Here is a 20,409-nt window from a genome sequence, read left to right on the forward strand (position 1 = left end):
GGTCGTGACCACAGTGCTGCTGGCGCCCGACAAGTTCAAGGGCTCGCTCACCGCGGAGAAGGTGGTGGACGCCCTCGCGCGCGGCATCGCCGACGTCGCGCCGGACTGGACCTGCCTGCGCGCCCCGATCGCGGACGGCGGGGACGGCACCGTCGCCGCCGCCGTGGCCGCCGGGTGGGACCGGGTGGACGTGCCGACCTCCGGCCCCACGGGCCGCGCCCACACGGCCTCGTACGCCCGGCGGGGCGACCGGGCCGTCGTGGAGCTGGCCTCGTCCGTGGGTCTCGAGCTGCTGCCGGACGGGGTACCGGCACCGCTGGGGTCCACCACCTTCGGGCTCGGCACGGTGATCCGGGACGCGCTGGAGAACGGTGCGCGCGACGTGCTCATCGGGCTCGGCGGCAGCGCGTCCACCGACGGCGGGGCCGGGATGCTGCAAGCCCTCGGGGTCGCGGTGTCCGGGGCCGACGGTGCGCCGCTCCCGCCGGGCGGCGGCGCACTGGCCGGCGCGGAGTCGGTGGACCTGTCCGGGCTGCTGCCCGCGGCGCGGGACGCACGGTTCCGCCTCGCGTGCGATGTGGACAACCCGCTGCTGGGTCACCGCGGCGCCGCCGCGGTGTACGGCCCGCAGAAGGGCGCGACGTCGGGCGATGTGGCGCTGTTGGACTCCGCCCTCGCCACGTGGGCGGACCGGGTCGCCGAGGCCACCGGGCGGGACCTGCGGGACACCCCGGGCGCGGGCGCGGCCGGGGGCACCGGGTTCGGGGCGATGGCCGTCCTCGGCGCGACACCCCGGCCCGGTGTGGAGGTGGTCCTCGAGATCACCGATTTCGCGGGCAAACTCGCCGGCGCGGAGCTGGTGATCACCGGCGAGGGGTCCCTCGACGATCAGACGCTGTACGGCAAGGCGCCCATGGGCGTCGCCACGGCCGCCCGGCGTGCCGGCGTCCCCGTGATCGCGGTGGCCGGCCGCTCCACGCTGAGCGCGGAGCAGGTCCACGACGCCGGGTTCCGGCGGGTGCTGGCGCTGTCGCAGATCGAGCCCGATCCGGCGCGGTCGATGGCGGACGCCGCTCCCCTGCTCCGCCGGATCGGGCGCGCCATCGCCGCGGGCGCCGGCGGCCGGGCCGCCGGGGCCTGATCGGCGCGGGGCCCGCCGTGCCGCCGGGCCCCGGTCAGCGCGGACGGTTCCGCTCGAGCCACCCCGCGATCTGGCGCTCACCGCGGACCGTCGCCCACCGGCGGGCCCTGGGCGAGACCCGCGCGGCCAGCTGGAACGGCGCGTGGTTGACCCACGCGACCGGCACGGCCCAGGGCAGTTCCTGCGGCAGGCCGAGCGAGCGCAGTCCCGACGGTCCGGCGAACACGCCCTCCAGGCTGCCGAGGTATCGCTGGTAGAACCTGCGCCGCAGATCGCCCAGCACCGGGTACTCGTGGCGGCCCCAATTGCCGTACAACGCGCGGCCCAGGACCGCGGAATCGGCGTCCGGACCCGGCGCGTACTGGCCGATCTGCACCATCCGGCGCCGGCCCTCTCCCTCGGTCGCGGGCAGTACCGCCTCGTCGATGCCCAGAAGCCAGCCGACGTACCGCCACAGCGCCATCACGTCGCGTCCCTCGGCGTCGGTGACCGGCATCCCGAGCGCCCGGACGCCCAGCAGGAAGGTCGTGGAGAACAGCCCGAGGGTGCCGAGCTGATCCGACTGGTTGATCGGCTCGCCCCATTCGGCGCGGTCCCAGTCCGCGCGGCGCTCCAGGGTGGTGTTCGCGAGCCCGTGCACGACCCGGACCTTCACGGCCGCACGCCATCCCGAGCGGTACGGCCGCATGGCGCCGCCCGGAGCGATGATCTCGGACCACCACTGCGTGGTCTCGTGGATGCGACGGTCCACACCGTCGACGAGGCGCCCGGTGGCGACGAGCTGGCGGGTGGTGGCCGAGGTGGTGTAGCCGGTCATGAGGGACGCGGTCGCCAGCACGTCGAGGCCGAGGGAGCCCGCCCGCCGGCACACCGCCGCGCCGCGCTCGCACGCCGCGTGGTCCACCCAGCCCGGCGTCGCCGCCGGCCCGACCGCATCGAGCAGCCCCCGGAGCGCGGGGATCTCCGTCTCCCCGGCGGCGATCGCGGCGTCGACGTCGCGCATCGTGAAGGCCCGGTCGTCGATCATGGCGCGCGCCAGGCGGTTGCCGAGCTCATCGCCGCGGCCCACGCCGGCGCGGGCCCATTCGATCTCGTCCGCGGTGAACGGGCGCCGGTCCTTCTGCAGCACGCGCAGCGATCGCGTGGACCCCTCGGCCCACTTCGGGTCGCGGTCGAACCGCCGGGGTGTCTCGATGGTCATGGCCCGAGCGTAACCCAATCTGGCCACACTGTGTAGCCAGAACTTCAGAGCGGCGCGTCCACCCCCCTGACCAGGCGCAACGTGTCCTTGAGGTTCCTGTTCCCCAGGATCGAGGCGACGATGATCTCCTCCACCTCCCGATTCGAAGCCGCCACCCGCCCCGTCCTGGTGGCGACCCCGAGCGCCACGGCGCCCATCGCCGTGAGCCGCGCGGACAGCAGCGCCTCCCCGGGCGTCGGCGGATCGTCCAGGATCTCGAGCGCCTGCGCCGCCATCGCGGCGGCGAGGGTGTCCACCAGGGCCTCGCGCCGCGCCAGGAGCTCGGGAACGCCGTCGGCCCCGGTCAGCAGAACTCCCCGGCGGGGGTCGTCCTCGAGCGCGGCGAACGACGCCCGTACGCCCGCTCGCACCCGGGCGGCGATCGGATCCGGCGCGTCCGCGGGGACTGCGGCGATCTGCTCGCCGACGGTGCGCATCAGCTCAGCGATCACCTCGTCGAAGGCCTCCCCGAGCGCCTGCCCCGCGGCATCGAAGGATTCGCGGAAATACCTGGCGTGCAGGCCCGATTCGGCACAGAGCGAACGCGCGCTCACCGCGGCCGCGCCGTCGCGGGCGGCCACGGTGAGCGCGGCGTCGAGGAACCTCGCGCGACGCTCCGCGCGGCGCGCGTCGGCGGAGGCCCCGTTGTAGCGGCGGCCGTCGGGTGCTGTCACGCCCCCAGCCTATCGGCGGATCAGGCCGACGCCGCCAGGATCTCGCGCGGGTCGAAGGTGACGTTGACCGCGGTGATCAGCCCTCCCTCGACGTGCGTCCAGTTGGCCACGGGCGTGGCCGGCGCGCCGCCCATCGACAGGTCGAACCAGGTGATCACGTCGGTCTCGTCGGCCACCCGGGCGCGCACCGCGAGGGCGTCGGTGGCCCCCGCCATGCCGCCCAGACCGGCGAGGAACTCGTCGGGACCGTGCGCGGTGCCGAAGACGCCGGAGAACGCGCAATCGGCGGCGAGATGGGGCCGAAGCGGTTCGAAATCCTTTGCCTCCCAGCACTGGAAGTAGAGCTCGGCGATCTGGCGGGGTGTCATGTTCTCGGTCATGACTCCACGGTGCTCCGCCCAGCACCAGAAGTCCAACAGCTGAATCAGCTACGAGCTAGCATCAATGGTTATGGAGCTCCACCAGCTGCGCTACCTGGTCGCAGTCGCCGACCTCGGATCCTTCACCGCCGCGGCCCAGTCGCTGCACGTGAGCCAGTCCGGCGTCAGCGCACAGGTGGCGAAGCTCGAACGCGAACTCGGGCACCGGCTGCTGGACCGGGGCGGGCGCACCGTCGGCCTGACGCCCGAGGGGCGCGCCCTGCTCCCGCACGCGCGCGCCGCGCAGGCCGCCGTCGAGGCCGTCCGCGCCACCGCGGACGAGCTGACCGGTGTGGTCCGCGGGCACGTCCGGCTGGGCACGGTGATCGGCTGCACGATCCCCGGCTACCTCACGGGCTTCGCCGACTTCCGCGCCCGCCACCCGGGGGTCACCGTCGAGGTCGCCGAGGGGAACTCCGACGATCTGCTGGCCGATCTCGCCGCGGGCCGGCTCGACGTGGCCCTCGTGGCCCACGCCCGCCCGCTCCCGGACGGGGTGCGCGGTCACACCCTGATCCGGGAGCCGCTCGCCGTCGTGGTGCCCGACGGGCACGACTGGGCCGGTGGAGATTCCGTGACCTGCGCGGACCTGGCGGGAACGACGGTGCTGTGCCTGCCGCCCGGGACAGGCGTGCGCACCGCCCTCGACATCACGGCCGCCGCGGAGCGCATCCTCGTGCGGCCGCAGGTCCAGGCCCACTCGCCCGAGGCCCTGATGGCGCTCGCGGAGCGCGGGGCGGGCGCCGCCGTGCTCACGGAGTCGATGGCGGGCGGGCGCGCGGGCGTCGCGACGGTGGCGCTCGCCCGGTCCGCCCGCACGCAGTTGTCCCTGGCCACCCGGGCCGCGCCGTCCGCCGCCGCCGCGTCGATGGGGCGCGCGCTCCTGGACGGGCTCACGCCGCGGTAGGAGCGGGCCGCCACGCGGCGAAGGCGACGCCGAACGCGAGGAGCGTCAGCGCGGCCACCCCGAACCCGAGGGCGGGGAAGGTCCACGCCGCGACCACGGCGCCCGACGCGAGCCCGCCGCCCGCGCCCGCCAGCGCGATGAGCACGTCGATCGCGCCCTGGGTGCGCGCCCGCGCGGGGAGGTCGGTCCCGTCCACCACGAGCGCGGTCCCGGCCACCAGGCCGAGGTTCCAGGCGATGCCGAGCAGCACGAGCGCCACGATGTTCGCCCACAGGGACTCGCCCGGCCCCACCGCCGCGAGCACGCCCGCGATCGCGAGCACCACCCCGGACGCCACGACCATCGGGATCCGGCCCACCCGGTCCACGAGCAGCCCGGTGACGGGCGAGGGCAGGTACATCCCGGCGATGTGCAGTCCGATCACCATGCCCACCGCGCCGAGGCCGTGGTGGTGGGCCTGCATGTGCACCGGCGTCATGGTCATCACGGCGACCATGCCGACCTGGGTGATCACCATGACCGCCGCGCCGAGGTACGCCGCGGGGCGCACGCCCGCCGGTGCGCCGCCGTCCGCGGCGGCGGGCGCCGCGGGCGCGATCGCGCGGGCCAGCAGCAGCGGGTCCGGGCGGAGCAGCGCGAACACCACGGCGCCGGCCGCGGTGTAGGCCACGGCGGCGAGCAGGAACGGGCCCGCGAGCGCGGGCAACCCCAGGCGTTCCGCCAGGGAGCCGAGCGGCGCGACGAGATTCGGGCCCGCCACGGCCCCGAGCGTCGTGGAGACCAGCGCCAGGCTGACAGCGGTGGCGCGTCGCTCTGGCGTCGCGAGATCCGTTCCGGCGTACCGGGCTTGGAGGTTGGTCGCGGTTCCGGCCCCGTACACCAGGAAGGAAGCGAACAGCAGGGGCACGCTCCCGATCGCGGCGGCGAGCACCACGCCCGCGGCCCCGATCCCGCCCGCGGCGAAGCCCGCCGCGAGGCCGGAACGCCGGCCCGACCTCTGGCTCACACGGCCCACCAGGTAGGCGGCGAGCGCGGATCCGAAGGTGAACAGCGCCACCGGCACCCCGGTCATCGCCGCCGTCCCCAGCATGTCCTGCGCCAGCAGCGCCCCCACCGTGACGCCGGCGGCGAGGCCGGCGCCGCCGAGCACCTGCCCCACCATCACGACCGCCAGGGTGCGCCGCTGCACCCGCTCCCGCACCGTCGTGTCCGCGTCAGCGCCGCCCTCGGCCATGATCCGCTCCCGTCTACTTGTATCCTAGTTGTATCCCACTAGTCGGGGTACCGTCCAGTGGTCCGGCGGATCCGGGGACGACCCCCGCGAGCGAAGGAGTGTTCATGCCGCGTGCCGAGGGCGCCGCCACCGCGGCGGAGCGCGCGCACGCCCGCATCCGCGACGCGATCCTGCGCGGCGACCACGAGCCGGGGACGATGCTCAGCGAGAACACCCTGGCCGCCGACCTGGAGATGAGCCGCACCCCCGTCCGGGCCGCGCTCACCCGCCTGCAGGACGAGGGCTGGGTGCGCATCTACCCGCAGCGCGGCGCGCAGGTGCAGGGACTCTCCCCGCAGGAGATCCGCGAATCCGCCCAGCTGCGCCTGGCCCTGGAGTCCGCAGGCGTGTTCCACTCCGACGAGGCCGGCCGCCGCGCGCTGTCGGATCGCCTGGAGGCCAACATGATCGAGCAGGAGCAGGCCCTGCGCTCGGGCGACTTCGGCGCCTTCGCGGAGACGGCGATCCGGTTCCACAGCGCGTTCGTCGACCTGGCCCGGAACTCCGCGATGACCACCACCTACGCGCGGCTGCGCGATCGGCAGCGGTTCTCCCTCACCCACCACCGGGGCACGATCACCGCCGACCCGGACCAGGTGCTCGCCGCGCACCGCGCCGTGCTCGACGCGGCCGTCGCCGGCGACTGGCTCGAGTTCGTCCGGCTCCTCGACGACCACCAGCGCGACAGCTACGGCACCGGCCTCTGACCGGGCCGCCCCGCACCGCCGGAGCGGCGACGCACCGCCCGGCGGCGCTGCCGGATGGCGCATCCCCGCCCCGGTAGACTCCCCGCGGTGACCGAACCGCCGATCGTGCCGAAACTGCTGGACACCGCGGTCGACGCACTCGGCGGAAGCAAGCGCGAGGGCCAGGTGCGCATGGCCGCGGCCGTCGCGCACTCCCTCGACACCGGCGAGCACCTCGCCGTGCAGGCCGGCACCGGCACCGGTAAATCCCTGGCCTACCTCGTGCCCGCCATCCGGCACGCCGTGACCACGGGCACGACGGTGGTCGTGAGCACCGCGACCATCGCCCTGCAGCAGCAGCTCGTGGACCGCGACCTGCCGCGCCTGGCGAAGGCGCTGAAGAAGAGCCTGGGCCGCGAGCCCGAGTTCGCCATCCTCAAGGGCCGCGGTAACTACCTCTGCCTCAACAAGCTGCACAGCTCGGTGGCCTCGGAACCCGATAGCGAGGAGCTCTTCGACCCGTTCGCCGCGTCGCGCCTGGGGCGGGAGATGAAGCGCGTGCGGGAGTGGAGCAGCGACACCGAGACGGGTGACCGGGACGAGCTCAAGCCCGGCGTCACCGATCAGTCGTGGCGGCTGGTCAGCGTGGGCGCACGCGAGTGCCTGGGTGCCACCAACTGCACCTACGGGCAGGACTGCTTCGCGGAGACGGCGCGCAAACGCACGGGACAGGTGGACGTGGTGGTCACCAACCACGCGCTACTCGCGATCGACGCCATGACCGAGGTCAACGTGTTGCCCGAGCACGATGCCGTGATCGTCGACGAGGCGCACGAGCTGGTGGACCGGGTGACCTCGGTGGCCACCGCGGAGCTCACCGGGCCCGCGGTCGCCGCCGCCGCGCGGCGCGCGGGCAAGCTCGTGGAGGAGGAGATCGCGGACTCCCTCGTGGCCGCGTCGGAGGGGCTGACCCAGTTGTTGGACGCGTCCGGCACGCGGCGCTGGCTCGGGCTGCCCGACGGTGCCGGCCCCGCCCTCGCCGCCGTTCGCGATGCGGCCTGGGCGGTACGCACCGCCGTCGGCCCCGCGCGCGGCGCGAACCTCGATTCCGACGCGGCGGCCGCCCGCAGCGCGGCGCTCACCGCGCTGGACGACGTGCACGACACCGCCGTCCGGGTGCTCACCGCGTTCGACGAGCCCGACGAGGCCAAGCGCCGCGACGTGGTGTGGACCGCCGACGTCCCCGTCCGCGGCGGCGGCTTCCGCCGTTCGCTGTACGTCGCCCCGCTCTCCGTCGGCGGCCTGCTGCGCTCACGTCTGTTCGGCGAGTCGACCGTCGTGCTCACGTCCGCGACCCTCGCCGTGGGCGGCGCGTTCGACACCGTCGCCGGTTCCTGGGGGCTGCCGCGCAGCGACGGCGCCGTGGCCGAGCGCGACCCGGACCTCGCCACCGGGAAGAAGCCCGACGCGAAGATCGAGTGGAGCCACATCGATGTGGGCTCGCCGTTCGACTACGGCCGGTCCGGGATCCTCTACGTCGCGACCAAGCTGCCGCCGCCCGGCCGCGACGGCACCTCGCCCGCGCTCCTCGACGAGATCGAGGAGCTCATCACGGCGGCAGGCGGACGCACACTGGGACTGTTCAGCTCCACCCGCGCCGCCAAGGCCGCCGCGGAGGCGCTGCGCGAGCGCATCGACACGCCCGTCCTCTGCCAGGGCGAGGGCAACACCGCGCAATTGGTCCGCGATTTCGCGGCGGACCCCGCGACCTCCCTGTTCGGCACCCTCAGCCTGTGGCAGGGCGTCGACGTCCCCGGGCCGTCCCTGTCGCTGGTGCTGATCGACCGAATCCCCTTCCCGCGCCCCGACGATCCGCTGCTCACGGCGCGCCAGCGGGCCGTGGAATCGCGCGGCGGCAACGGCTTCATGGCGGTCGCCGCGACGCACGCCGCGCTGCTGCTCGCGCAGGGCGTGGGCCGGCTGCTCCGGTCGACGGAGGACCGCGGCGTGGTGGCCGTGCTCGATTCGCGCCTCGCGACCGCCCGCTACGGCGGCTTCCTGCGCGCCTCCCTCCCTCCGTTCTGGGAGACGGCGAGCCGCGACACCGCGGTCGCGGCTCTGCAGCGGCTGTCCGCGACCTGACCGGGCCCGGAACGGTTCGGAAGCAACCGGAAACGTCCGGAGGACCAACGGCGAACAGCATGCCCGGGGCTGTACGTACCCGCCCGCGCGCGGGTCACGTCGACTACCGTTGACCCGGTGACAGGGCGCATCGGCATCGACGACATCGAACCCGTGGTGTCGTGCGGGCAATATCCCGGTAAGGCAGTGGTCGGCGAGGTCGTCCCCGTGTCCGCCACGGTGTGGCGGGAGGGGCACGACGCGGTCGCGGCATCGGTCGTCCTGACGGGGCCGGACGGCTCGGTCACGGCGATCCGGATGTCGCCCGCCGCGGAACCGGACCGTTTCCACGCGCTGATCAGCGCGGATCTGATGGGCTACTGGTCCCTCCGGATCGAGGGCTGGTCCGATCCCGCGAGCACGTGGCGCAGCGCCGTGCAGAAGAAACTGGCCGCGGGCCAGGGCGCGGCGGAGCTGGCGAACGACCTCGAGGTGGGCGCCCGCTTGCTGGACCGCGCGGTCCCCGGCGTACCCGAGGCGGACCGCTCCGCGCTGGCGGCCGCGGCCGCCGCGCTCCGCGACACGGATCGGAGCCTGGTCGAACGGACCGGTGCCGCACTGCATCCCGAGGTGGTTCGGGTGCTGCACGAGCACCCGGTGCGCGACCTGGTGACCAAGTCGAGGACGTACCGGATCTGGGTCGACCGCACGCGCGCGCTGTTCGGCTCCTGGTACGAGCTGTTCCCCCGCTCGACGGGGGGCTGGGACCACGAGGGGCGCCCGGTGCACGGCACCTTCCACACCGCCGCCGAGGACCTGCCCCGCATCGCGGACATGGGATTCGACATCGTCTACCTTCCTCCGATCCACCCGATCGGTTCGGTGAACCGCAAGGGCCGCAACAACACCCTGTCCCCCGAATCGCACGACGTGGGTTCGCCGTGGGCGATCGGATCCGCTGAGGGCGGCCACGACGCGGTGCACCCCGCACTCGGCACGCTGGACGATTTCGACTACTTCGCGCAGCGGGTCCGCGACCTCGGTATGGAGGTGGCACTCGACCTGGCGTTCCAGTGCGCGCCGGACCACCCGTACGCCGCGGAGCACCCGGAATGGTTCACCGTGCTGCCCGACGGCACCATCGCGTACGCCGAGAACCCGCCCAAGAAGTACCAGGACATCTACCCGGTGAACTTCGACGACGACCGGGTGGGCATCTACCGGGAGTTGCTGCGCGTCACTCTGTTCTGGGTGCAGCGCGGGGTCGAGGTGTTCCGGGTGGACAACCCGCACACCAAGCCGCCGGACTTCTGGCACTGGATGATCGCCGAGGTCAAGAAGGTCAACCCGAACGTCCTCTTCCTCGCCGAGGCGTTCACCCGCCCCGCCCGGATGTACGGGCTCGCCAAGGCCGGGTTCACGCAGAGCTACACGTATTTCACGTGGCGCACGGCCAAGTGGGAGCTCGAGGAGTTCGCGAAGGAGCACGCGGAGAAGTCGGACGTGTGCCGGCCGAACCTCTGGGTGAACACCCCGGACATCCTGCACGAGAGCCTGCAGCACGGCGGCCCGGGCATGTTCGCGCTGCGCGCCGCGCTCGCGGCCACGCTCTCCCCGAGCTGGGGCATGTACTCCGGATACGAGCTCTACGAACACCTTCCGGTGCGGGAGGGCAGCGAGGAGTACCTCGATTCGGAGAAGTACGAGCTGCGGCCGCGCGATTACAAGGCGGCGCAGAGCCGGGGCGAATCGCTGGAGCCGTGGGTCACCTCGCTCAACACGATCCGCCGCCGGCATCCCGCGCTGCAGCAGCTGCGCAACCTGCACTTCCATCACGTGGACAACGACGCGTTGATCGCGTACAGCAAGCACGATCCGGTGACCGGCGACGTGGTGCTCGTGGTGATCAACCTCAACCCGTTCGGCGCCGAGTCCGGCATCGTCTGGCTGGACCTGCCCGCGGTGGGCCTGGACTGGCACGAACGATTCGCCGTGCGTGACGAGGTGTCGGGCGAGGTGTATCAGTGGGGGCAGTCCAATTTCGTGCGGCTGGAACCATGGCGCAACGTGGCGCACATCCTCGTCCTGCCCCAGCTGAGCCCGCAGAAGCGCCGGGACCTGTCCTACCGGGAGGCATGATGACCCAGAACCCCACCGGTTCCACCCCGCCCGCCGCGGCCGTCGACCCCGGCGTCGCCGCGCGCCTGCTGGCGGGCACGTATCACGATCCGCACGCCGTGCTGGGTGCGCACCCGACCCCGACCGGCACGGTGCTGCGCGCCCTCAAACCCGGTGCCACCGCGGTGGCCGCGGTCATCGGCGGCGAGAGCCACCCCCTGGCCCGGCTCGACGGTGCGCTGTGGGGCACCGAGGTGCCGATCACGGACCTGGCCGACTACCGGTACGAGGTGCTCTACCCCACCGGGAGCCAGGTGGTGGCGGACGGCTACCGCTTCCTGCCCACCGTGGGCGAGATGGATCAGCACCTGATCTCGGAGGGCCGGCACGAGCGGCTGTGGGAGGTGCTCGGCGCCCACGTGCGCAGCTACACCACCCCCGACGGCGAGGTCACGGGTACCTCGTTCGCCGTGTGGGCTCCGAACGCCCAGGGCGTCACCGTGATCGGCGACTTCGAGTACTGGGGCGGCGAGTCCTACCCCATGCGCACCCTGGGATCCTCGGGCGTCTGGGAGGTGTTCGTCCCGGGCGTCGGCGACGGCGCCGCCTACAAGTTCCGGATCTTCACCCCGGGCGGCCCGGTCGAGAAGGCGGACCCCATGGCGCGCCGCACCGAGGTGCCCCCGGCCACCGCGTCCATCGTGACCGAATCGCATCACCGGTGGCGCGATGCGGCGTGGATCGCGGAGCGCGCCAAGCAGGTTCCCAACGATCGGCCGATGAGCTGTTACGAGGTGCACCTGGGGTCCTGGCGGCAGGGGCTGGACTACCTGCAGCTGGCGCAGGAGCTCGGCGACTACGTGACCGAGACGGGTTTCACCCACGTCGAGCTGCTGCCGGTCGCGGAGCACCCGTTCGGTGGTTCCTGGGGCTACCAGGTGACCTCGTACTACGCGCCCACGTCCCGGTTCGGTACGCCCGACGAGTTCCGCGAGTTCGTGGACGTGCTGCACGAGCGCGGCATCGGCGTGCTCGTGGACTGGGTGCCCGCCCACTTCCCCAAGGACGCGTGGGCGCTGGCCCGGTTCGACGGTGCACCGCTCTACGAGCACGGTGACCCCCAGCGCGGCGAGCAGTTGGACTGGGGCACCTACGTGTTCGACTTCGGCCGGCGCGAGGTGCGGAACTTCCTCGTGGCCAACGCGCTGTACTGGTTCGACGAGTTCCACGTGGACGGCCTGCGGGTGGACGCCGTGGCGTCGATGCTCTACCTCGACTACTCCCGCCCCGACGGGGGCTGGACGCCGAACGTCTACGGCGGACGCGAGAACCTCGAGGCGGTGGAGTTCCTGCAGGAGATGAACGCCACCGTGCACAAGACCTTCCCCGGCGTGGTCACGGTGGCCGAGGAGTCCACGAGCTGGCCGGGCGTCACCCGCCGCACCGATCTCGGCGGCCTCGGGTTCACCATGAAGTGGAACATGGGCTGGATGCACGACACCCTGGGCTATCTGGGACGCGACCAGGTGCACCGGAGCTTCCACCACCACGAGGTGACGTTCTCGCTGATGTACGCGTGGAGCGAGAACTTCGTGCTGCCCATCAGTCACGACGAGGTGGTGCACGGCAAGGGCACGCTGTGGACGCGCATGCCGGGCGACGCGCACCAGAAGGCGTCGGGCGTGCGCGCGCTGCTCGCCTACATGTGGGGGCATCCCGGCAAGCAGCTGCTGTTCATGGGCCAGGAGTTCGGGCAGGTCCGCGAATGGTCCGAGGAGCGCAGCCTGGACTGGGACAGCCTCGACGGCTGGGAGAGTGAGCTGCACGCGGGTATCCAGGCCCTCACCCGTGATCTCAACGCCGCGTACCGCGCGCACCCCGCGCTGTGGAGCCAGGACGTGACCCCGTCGGGCTACGAGTGGGTGGACGCGAACGACTCACAGAACAACGTGCTGAGCTTCCTGCGTTGGGGCAGTGACGGTTCCGTGGTGCTGTGCCTGTACAACTTCTCCGGCGCCACGCACGAGCGGTACCGGGTGGGGCTCCCGTATCCGGGCGCGTGGCGGGAGATCCTCAACACCGATTCCGCCGAGTACACGGGCACCGGCGCCGGCAACATGGGCGGCGTGACCGCGGAGGCGCGGTCGTGGCACGGCCGGGACGCGTCCGCCGAGGTGGTGCTCGGGCCGAACTCCGCCGTGTGGCTCACCTTCGACGGCCGGTCGTGATCCAGCTCGATTCGGGAGTCTGGTTCGGCACCGGGACGCACGCGAACACCCTCGCCCTGGTCGACGGTGCGGACGTCACGCTCGTGGACGCGGGCTGGGCGGGCGACGTGGATCGCGTGATCGCGCAACTCGCCGCGATCGGCCGGCGCCCCGAGGACGTGCGCGCGGTCCTGGTAACGCACGCGCACATCGATCACGTGGGCGGCGCCGCGAAGCTGCACGAGCGGTACGGCACACCGGTGTTCACGCACGGCGCGGAACTGGCGCACGCCCGCGGCGAGGTGCACGAACAGGTGGCGCCGTGGCGGGTGGCCGCGACCGCGTGGCGGCCGCGCACGCTCCGGTGGATCAGGGACGTGGCGCGGGTGGGCGCACTCGGGCACGTGGAGATGCCCTACGCGCAGGCGCTCCCCGCCGCGGACGGCCCGCTCGACCTGCCCGGCGCGCCCGTCCCCGTGTTCTGCCCCGGCCACACCTCCGGGCACACCGCCTACCTCCTGCCCGGCGGGGTGGTGGCCACCGGCGACGCCCTGGTGACGGGGCATCCGCTCTCGGATTCGACGGGGCCGCAACTGCTCCCGGGAATGTTCAGTGCAGACGTCGACGAGACCGCGCGCACCCTGGACGCCATCGCGGCCCTCGACGCCGGCGTGCTGGCCCCCGGCCACGGGGATCCGTGGCACGGGGACCCCGCCGATGCGGTGACGCAGGCGCGCTCCTAGTCGAAGCCCGGCTCGACGCGCTGCTCGCGGAATCGCCGGACGACTGCTCCTCGGACGACGGTGCGGCCGCGCCGGGCTACGGCTGCCACGGCGCGAGCTCGGACTTGCGCCACGAACCGTAGGAGGCGTTGGGGAACACGATCCAATCGACGCCGAATCGCGCCTGATCCCTCGACACCCGATCGCGCTGGGCCGGGACCTCGGCATCCTCGTAGAAGCCGTCGAAATCCGCGAGCGTGTCGCCGAGTTGGAGGGCGATCGTGTGGTGCGCGGCGATCGCGGCCCGCCGCTCCGACTTCGGCGGGCCCAGCAGCTGCACGTGCTCGTCATCGACACCCGGCAGGCCCAGTCCGCGCAGGGTGGCGAGCGTCGGCCCCTTGTTCTCCTCGTTCCGGTCGGAGACGTAGTACACGGCCACGCCCCGGGACGCCGCGTGGTCGAAGAACTCCTTGGCGCCGGGGACGAGCGTGGGGTTCCCCGTCTTCTCCCAGTCCTTCCAGGTGTCCCACGCCGTGTAGTCGTGGCAGTCCTCGAGGTCCCTCGCCAGGAGCCGCGTGTTATCGATCGCGGTCTCGTCCAGATCGCTCACCACCGCGAGCGGCTTCTCGGCCCCGCCCCGCTCGACGGCCGCGTCGAGGCGCTCCGTCGCCAGGCGGTACGCCTGGCGTTGCAGCGCGCCCACTTCGGCGCTCTGTTGCTGGAACCGGAGCCCCATCGCGTACTCGCGCACCGCGGCGCAATCGCCGCCGGCCGGCGCCTCGGACGTTCCCGCCCCGCCGGGAGCCGCCCCGTCAGGAGCCGCCCCGCCGCACGCGGTGAGGCCGATGACCACCCCCGCCGCCGCCAGCCCGGCCCTGATCCCTCGCATCCGCCCACACTCCCGTCCCCGCAAAAACCGGGATTGATATATCTGTTGCACGGCGAATCCTTGCACAACGCGGTGCGGCGCACGGGCGGTTCTCAGCCCACGAACCCGGCGGCGGGTCACGCGCCGGCCGGGGCCTCGTTGCGCAGCACGCCGCGGATCGCGGCCTCGAAGCCGACCACGTGCTCCAGGGCGCACCGCTCGGCGGCCGCCACGTCACCGTCGGCGACGGCCCGCAGGAGATCCGCGTGCTCGCGCACGTGCGGCACCAGCTGCGGCAGGCGATCGAGGAACAGGCACCAGATACGGGTGGCGTGCGCGTCCTGGCAGATCAGGACGTCCTCGAGATAGGGATTGCCCGATGCGCGGTACACCTCGCGATGGATCCGCACGTCCCGCATCAGGATCTCGCGGCGATCCTCGCCCAGGTCGGCGGAGTCGAGATCGTCCGCGAGTAGCGCGAACGCCGCACGCGTCCGCTCCGTCGCCGCCGCGGCGGCGAGCCCCGCGGCGACGGGCTCGAGGTGCTTGCGGATCACCGAGATGTGGCCCAGGTCGGTGATGTCCACCCCCGTGGCGAACGTGCCGCGGCGCGGGTACGCCATGACGAGGCGGTCCCGCTCGAGTCGCTTGAGAGCCTCCCGCACCGGGGTGCGTCCGAACCCGAGCTCGGCGGCCAGCCGCTCGTCGTTGATCGGCTCGCCGGGGCGGATGTCCAGCATGATCAGGCGCTCCCTGATCTGCTCGTACGCCACGTCGGCGTTCGTGGCCCCACCCGCCGGTTCCGGACGGACCTCGACACCCGCGCTCATCCCAGCTCCTCACGTCGGCGACCCCGGACGGATTCGGCGAATCCGTTGACCTGTGCGTCGGGCTGAGCTTATCCTATGTCCGTTCTGATATATCAATCATGGCCCATCTGACGGATCAGCAGCGACAGGCATTCCCACCACCACGAAGAGGCCGCCCATGCCAGCCCAGCCCCCCGGCGCGCACCTACCGGAGCACCCGGACTTCCTGTGGAACTCGCCCGATCCCCGGCGCACCTACGACGTGGTGATCGTGGGCGGCGGCGGCCACGGACTCGCGACGGCCCACTACCTCGCGCGGAACCACGGCATCACCGACGTGGCGGTCCTGGAGAAGGGGTGGCTGGCCGGCGGGAACATGGCGCGCAACACCACGCTGATCAGGTCCAACTACCTGTGGGACGAGAGCGCCCGGATCTACGATCACTCGCTCAGCCTGTGGGAGGGCCTCGAGCAGGACCTCGACTACCCCATCCTGTTCAGCCGGCGCGGCGTGCTCAACCTGGCGCACTCGCTGCAGGACGTGCGGGACAGCGTCCGAAGGGTGGAGGCCAACCGCCTCAACGGGATCGACGCCGAATGGGTGACCCCGGACCGGGTCGCGGAGATCTGCCCCATCGTCAACACCTCGGAGGACATCCGCTACCCCGTGCTCGGCGCGACCTATCAGCCCCGGGCGGGGATCGCGAAGCACGACTACGTCGCCTGGGGCATGGCGCGCAGCATCGACCGCGCGGGTGCCGACATCATCCAGGGCTGCGAGGTCACGGGATTCGCCTCCAGCGGAGACCGCGTCACGACGGTCCGGACCACGCGCGGGGACATCCACGCGGGCCGCGTCGTGCTCTGCGCAGCAGGCCATTCGGCGGTGCTGGCGGACATGCTCGGATTCCGGATCCCGGTGCAGAGCCACCCGCTGCAGGCGCTGGTGTCCGAGCTGCTCGAACCCGTGCACCCGACGATCGTCATGTCGAACGCGGTGCACGTGTACGTCTCACAGGCGCACAAGGGCGAGCTCGTGATGGGCGCGGGCGTCGACTCCTACGTCGGGTACGGGCAACGCGGGGCGTTCCACATCATCGAGCGGCAGATGGCCGCGGCGGTCGAGCTCTTCCCCGCCTTCGCCCGCGCGCACCTGCTGCGCTCGTGGGCCGGGATCGTCGACGTCACCCCCGACGCCTCCCCCGTTGTCGGATTCACGCCGTACGACAACGTCTACCTCAATTGCGGCTGGGGAACAGGCGGTTTCAAGGCGACCCCCGGTATCGGATGGTGCCTCGCGCACACCGTCGCGACCGGCGAACCGCACCCGTTCGTCGCACCGTTCTCGCTGGAGCGGTTCACCACCGGAGCACTCGTCGACGAGCACGGCGCCGCCGCCGTCGCCCACTAGGAGGCCGCACATGCAACTCATCGAATGTCCCTGGTGCGGCCCCCGCGAGGAGGTCGAATTCCACTACGGCGGGCAGGCCCGCGTCGCCTACCCCGACGATCCCGCCGCGCTGGACGACCGCAGCTGGGCGGAGTTCGTGTTCTTCCGCGCCGACCCCGCAGGCGAATTCGTCGAGCAGTGGTCGCACGCCGGCGGGTGCCGCCGCTGGTTCGAGGCGGTGCGCGACACCCGCACCTACCGGTTCGTGAGCGTCGACCGGCCGGGCGACGGACAGGCGGGCGGCCGATGACCGCGCCGCACCGGACCGCGCGCGGCGGCCGCATCGACCGGGGCAGGACGCTCCGCTTCACCTTCGACGGCACCGAGTACAGCGGCCACCCGGGCGACACCGTGGCCTCGGCGCTCCTCGCGAACGGCGTCCGCGCCGTCGCCACGAGCGTCAAACTGGGCCGGCCCCGCGGCATCTCGGCGGCGTGGGTCGAGGACTCGGGCGGCCTGGTCCAGATCGAGCGGCCCTTCCCCGAGCCGATGCTCCTCGCGAGCACCGTCGAGCTCGTCGACGGCCTCGTCGTGCGCGGGCTCCCCGGGCAAGGGCGCCTCACCACGGAACCCGATCCGGCCCGCTACGACGCCCGGCACATCCACTGCGACACGCTGGTGGCGGGCGCGGGCCCCGCGGGGCTGGCGGCGGCGCTCACCGCGGCGCGCCGGGGCGACCGGGTGGTCCTCGTCGACGACCGGGCAACGGCGGGCGGGGCGCTGACCGCCGCGCCCGACGGGCCGGCCACGGACTGGGTGTCCGCCGCGGCCGCGGAGCTCGACGGGAACCCGGACGTCACACACCTGCAGCGGACCACCGCGTTCGGGCACTACGACGACGGCTTCATGCTCGCCCTGCAACGCCGCACCGATCATCTCCGGGACCCCGACCCTCGCGTCTCGCGGCAACGGGTGTGGCGGATCCGGGCGTCGTCCACGATGATCGCCACCGGCGCACACGAACGCCCGATCGTGTTCTCCGGCAACGATCTCCCCGGCGTGATGCTCGCGGCGAGCGCTCGGGAGTTCCTGCACCGCCACGCGGTGCTCGTGGGCCGCCGGGCCGTCGTCTTCACCACCGACGACGCCGCCTACCGCGCGGCCTTCGAACTGCACGACGCGGGCGCCGAGATCGTCGCCGTCGTCGACGCGCGTCCCGCCGTCTCCCCCACTCTCCGCACCGGATGCACCCAGCGCGGGATCGCCCTGCGGCCGGCCTCGGTGGTGGTGGCGGCGCTCGGCACCGCCGAGGTCGAGGGCGCCACGATCGAGGAGGAGGACCGCCCGGGGTCGGGAGTGCCCGTGGACTGCGACACCGTGCTCGTGAGCGGCGGGTGGAATCCCGCGGTGCACCTGTTCAGCCAGGTCCGCGGGACACTGCGGTTCGACGGTGCGCTCGGCGCCTTCCTGCCCGGCGCCCCGCTGCCCGGCGTGGCCGTCGCGGGCGCCGCGGCCGGAGTCCTCGACACCGCGGGGTGCGTGCGCTCCGGGGCCGAGGCCGCTCGCGGCGCCCTCACGGACGCACCGGACCTCGGAGAGGCGACGCCCGCGGCGCCGGCGCGGACGCTGTGGCGGGTCGCCGCGGCCGACCCCGCGACGTCCTTCGTGGACGTCCAGCGCGACGTGACGGTCACCGAACTGGGCCGGGCAGTGGGGGCCGGCCTGCGGTCGATGGAGCACATCAAGCGCTACACCACGATCGGTACGGCGCACGATCAGGGCAAGACCTCGGGGGTGATCGCCTCGGGTATCACCGCCGAGCTCCTCGGCGTGCCGATCGACGAGCTCGGCACGACCACCTTCCGCCCGCCCTACACGCCGGTCGCCTTCGCTTCCCTGGCCGGCCGGTCGCGGGGCGCGTTGTTCGACCCGGTCCGGACCACGGCCGTCCACGACCGCCACGTGGCCCGGGGCGCCGTGTTCGAGGACGTCGGCCAGTGGAAGCGCCCCCGCTACTTCCCCGTCGGGAGCGAGCACATGGAGGCGGCGGTGCTCCGCGAATGCGCCGCGGTGCGAACGGGTGTCGGTCTCCTGGACGGCTCCACGCTCGGCAAGATCGACGTGCGCGGCCCGGACGCGCCGTGGTTCATGGACATGATGTACACCACCATGATGAGCACGCTCAGGCCGGGCATGATCCGGTACGGCGTGATGTGCGGCGTGGACGGCATGGTGCTCGACGACGGCACGGTCATGCGGATCGACGACGAGCACTACCTCGCCTTCACCACCACCGGCGGCGCCGCGACCGTGCTCGACTGGATGGAGCAGTGGCTGCAGACCGAATGGCCGCACCTGCGGGTGTTCCTGACCTCGGTGACCGACCACTGGTCCACGTTCCCGGTGGTCGGCCCGCTCTCGCGGAAACTCCTGGGCCGCATCGCCGATATCGACCTCGGCAACGACGCCTTCGGATTCATGGCGTGGAAGGACGCCACGATCGTCGACGTCCCGGTGCGCCTGGGCCGGGTCAGCTTCTCCGGCGAACTGGCCTACGAGGTCCACGTGGAGAGCCGGCACGCGCTCGCGGTCTGGGACGCGATCGTCGGCGCGGGCAGCGGGCTGAATCTCACCCCGTACGGCACCGAGGCGATGCACGTCCTGCGCGCCGAGAAGGGCTACCCGATCATCGGCCAGGACACCGACGGCACCGTGACGCCGCAGGACCTGGGGATGTCGTGGGCGGTGTCGAAGAAGAAGGTGGACTTCCTCGGCAAGCGCTCGTTCGACCGCGTCGAGAACCGCAACCCCCTCCGCAAGCAGTTCGTCGGTCTGCTGCCCACCGACCGGGACACCGTTCTGCCGGAGGGCTCCCAGATCATCGAGCACGTCGCCGACGGGGTTCTCCCTCCTCCCCCCGTCCCCATGCTGGGGCACGTGACGTCGAGCTACCGCAGCGCCGCACTCGGCCGGCCGTTCGCGCTGGCGCTGCTGCGCGGAGGGCGCGAGCGGATCGGCGAGGTGCTGCACGTGCCCGTCGCCGACCGCCTCGTCCCGGTCGAGGTCACCGGCACCGTGCTCGTCGATCCCGAAGGAGAACGCCGCGATGGCTGACCACCCGACTCCGCCCGCGCCGGCGAGCGCGCTGGGCCCCGTCTCTCCGCTCCTGCCCGCGGCGCCGGCGGCGCTCGTGGAGGAGGTCCCGGCCGCGATGGTCTCGCTCCGCGCTCGGGACGGCGCGGTGCCGGCGGCAGAAGCGGCCCTGGCATCGCCGCTCCCCGGGCCGGGCCGCGCGACGCGCTCCGGCGACCGCGTGGCGGTGTGGCTCGGCCCCGACGAGTGGCTGGTGATCGACCGCTCGGCGAACGGCCGCGCGTGCGCGGCGGACCTCGCCGTCGCGATTCCCGGCGACGCGGGGGCCGTGATCGACGTGACATCGCACCGCACGGTCCTGCGGCTGCGTGCCCCCTGGGCGCGGGACGTCCTGGCCTCGGGATGCTCGATCGACCTGCACCCCCGCGTGTTCGGCCCCGGATCCGCCGTGCACACGACCCTCGCGCTGACCGGCGCGATCCTCATCGCCGAACCCGAACCCGAACTCGAACCGGAAGCCGAGCCTGAATCCGGCTCAGGCACCGCCACGGACGACGTCACGATCCTCGTGCGCGCGACCTTCGCCCGCTACCTCCTGGACTGGCTGGCCGACGCCGCCGTCGAGCACCTCGCGTTCCCGGACACCGCGCGGGCCGGGTAGGCGCCCCGCCGATCGCCCGATCACGCCGTGTCCGGCGTCGGCGCCGCGCCCCTGCGGTGCGCACGTGCCGCGCGCGGCAC

General features: G+C 73.0%; 17 protein-coding genes. 11 read left to right on the plus strand and 6 right to left on the minus strand.

Features of this window, described 5'->3' with window-relative positions; translation table 11 throughout:
- Positions 1-4 precede the first annotated feature (4 nt).
- Positions 5-1,141, plus strand: a complete 1,137-nt coding sequence (locus BN39_RS17845) for a glycerate kinase (protein ID WP_019203809.1) — start codon at positions 5-7, stop codon at positions 1,139-1,141.
- 34 nt (positions 1,142-1,175) lie between these two features.
- Here BN39_RS17845 and BN39_RS17850 read toward each other — a convergent pair whose 3' ends face one another.
- The 3 genes from BN39_RS17850 to BN39_RS17860 are packed head-to-tail and all read right to left on the minus strand — an operon-like array spanning position 1,176 to position 3,435.
- Positions 1,176-2,342 (minus strand): oxygenase MpaB family protein, encoded by a 1,167-nt coding sequence (locus BN39_RS17850; RefSeq protein ID WP_019203810.1) that lies wholly within the window; start codon positions 2,340-2,342, stop codon positions 1,176-1,178.
- A gap of 44 nt (positions 2,343-2,386) precedes the next feature.
- Entirely contained in the window at positions 2,387-3,055 is a 669-nt protein-coding gene (locus BN39_RS22400) for a hypothetical protein (protein ID WP_019203811.1), read from the minus strand.
- Between the two features lie 20 nt (positions 3,056-3,075).
- On the minus strand, positions 3,076-3,435 hold the full coding sequence (locus tag BN39_RS17860; RefSeq protein ID WP_019203812.1) for a nuclear transport factor 2 family protein: 360 nt from the start codon (positions 3,433-3,435) through the stop codon (positions 3,076-3,078).
- A 70-nt stretch (positions 3,436-3,505) separates the two neighbouring features.
- Here BN39_RS17860 and BN39_RS17865 point away from each other — a divergent pair, with 70 nt between their 5' ends.
- Complete coding sequence (locus BN39_RS17865; protein ID WP_019203813.1) at positions 3,506-4,381, plus strand: LysR family transcriptional regulator; 876 nt, start codon at positions 3,506-3,508, stop codon at positions 4,379-4,381.
- Here BN39_RS17865 and BN39_RS17870 read toward each other — a convergent pair.
- Entirely contained in the window at positions 4,368-5,615 is a 1,248-nt protein-coding gene (locus BN39_RS17870; RefSeq protein ID WP_019203814.1) for an MFS transporter, read from the minus strand. The genes BN39_RS17865 and BN39_RS17870 overlap by 14 nt on opposite strands.
- Before the next feature lie 104 nt (positions 5,616-5,719).
- On the opposite strand from BN39_RS17870, the gene BN39_RS17875 reads away from it, so the two are divergent.
- From BN39_RS17875 to BN39_RS17895, 5 genes are all read left to right on the plus strand, one after another.
- On the plus strand, positions 5,720-6,361 hold the full coding sequence (locus BN39_RS17875) for a GntR family transcriptional regulator (RefSeq protein WP_040768642.1): 642 nt from the start codon (positions 5,720-5,722) through the stop codon (positions 6,359-6,361).
- Positions 6,362-6,415: 54 nt separating this feature from the next.
- The gene (locus BN39_RS17880) at positions 6,416-8,482 is read left to right on the plus strand and encodes an ATP-dependent DNA helicase (protein ID WP_051159041.1); all 2,067 of its coding nucleotides are present in this window, start codon (positions 6,416-6,418) and stop codon (positions 8,480-8,482) included.
- Positions 8,483-8,599: 117 nt separating this feature from the next.
- A complete protein-coding gene (locus tag BN39_RS17885) occupies positions 8,600-10,600 on the plus strand; it encodes a maltotransferase domain-containing protein (protein ID WP_019203817.1) in 2,001 nt (666 codons plus the stop codon).
- Positions 10,600-12,807 (plus strand): 1,4-alpha-glucan branching protein GlgB, encoded by a 2,208-nt coding sequence (gene glgB / locus BN39_RS17890; RefSeq protein WP_019203818.1) that lies wholly within the window; start codon positions 10,600-10,602, stop codon positions 12,805-12,807. Before BN39_RS17885 ends, glgB begins: the two co-directional genes overlap by 1 nt.
- Positions 12,804-13,529: an MBL fold metallo-hydrolase gene (locus BN39_RS17895; RefSeq protein ID WP_019203819.1), complete on the plus strand. Its 726-nt coding sequence runs from the start codon at positions 12,804-12,806 to the stop codon at positions 13,527-13,529. The genes glgB and BN39_RS17895 overlap by 4 nt, the downstream gene beginning before the upstream one ends.
- Before the next feature lie 76 nt (positions 13,530-13,605).
- On the opposite strand, the gene BN39_RS17900 is transcribed toward BN39_RS17895, so the two are convergent.
- The gene (locus BN39_RS17900; RefSeq protein WP_051159042.1) at positions 13,606-14,397 is read right to left on the minus strand and encodes a 5'-nucleotidase, lipoprotein e(P4) family; all 792 of its coding nucleotides are present in this window, start codon (positions 14,395-14,397) and stop codon (positions 13,606-13,608) included.
- A gap of 116 nt (positions 14,398-14,513) precedes the next feature.
- On the minus strand, positions 14,514-15,206 hold the full coding sequence (locus tag BN39_RS17905; RefSeq protein WP_019203821.1) for a GntR family transcriptional regulator: 693 nt from the start codon (positions 15,204-15,206) through the stop codon (positions 14,514-14,516).
- 157 nt (positions 15,207-15,363) lie between these two features.
- On the opposite strand from BN39_RS17905, the gene BN39_RS17910 reads away from it, so the two are divergent.
- Genes BN39_RS17910 through BN39_RS22405 form a run of 4 tightly spaced genes read left to right on the plus strand, consistent with a single transcriptional unit; the run spans position 15,364 to position 20,329 of the window.
- Positions 15,364-16,596 carry a sarcosine oxidase subunit beta family protein gene (locus BN39_RS17910; protein ID WP_019203822.1) on the plus strand — a complete coding sequence of 411 codons (1,233 nt, stop codon included), beginning with the start codon at positions 15,364-15,366 and terminating at the stop codon, positions 16,594-16,596.
- Positions 16,597-16,606: 10 nt separating this feature from the next.
- Complete coding sequence (locus BN39_RS17915) at positions 16,607-16,885, plus strand: sarcosine oxidase subunit delta (protein ID WP_019203823.1); 279 nt, start codon at positions 16,607-16,609, stop codon at positions 16,883-16,885.
- Positions 16,882-19,689, plus strand: coding sequence for a 2Fe-2S iron-sulfur cluster-binding protein (locus tag BN39_RS17920; RefSeq protein WP_019203824.1), 2,808 nt, complete (start codon positions 16,882-16,884; stop codon positions 19,687-19,689). The genes BN39_RS17915 and BN39_RS17920 overlap by 4 nt, the downstream gene beginning before the upstream one ends.
- Positions 19,682-20,329 carry a sarcosine oxidase subunit gamma gene (locus BN39_RS22405; protein WP_019203825.1) on the plus strand — a complete coding sequence of 216 codons (648 nt, stop codon included), beginning with the start codon at positions 19,682-19,684 and terminating at the stop codon, positions 20,327-20,329. Before BN39_RS17920 ends, BN39_RS22405 begins: the two co-directional genes overlap by 8 nt.
- Positions 20,330-20,409: the final 80 nt, after the last annotated feature.

The sequence above is a fragment of the Tsukamurella sp. 1534 genome, from assembly GCF_000312385.1.
Classification (GTDB): Bacteria; Actinomycetota; Actinomycetes; order Mycobacteriales; family Mycobacteriaceae; genus Tsukamurella.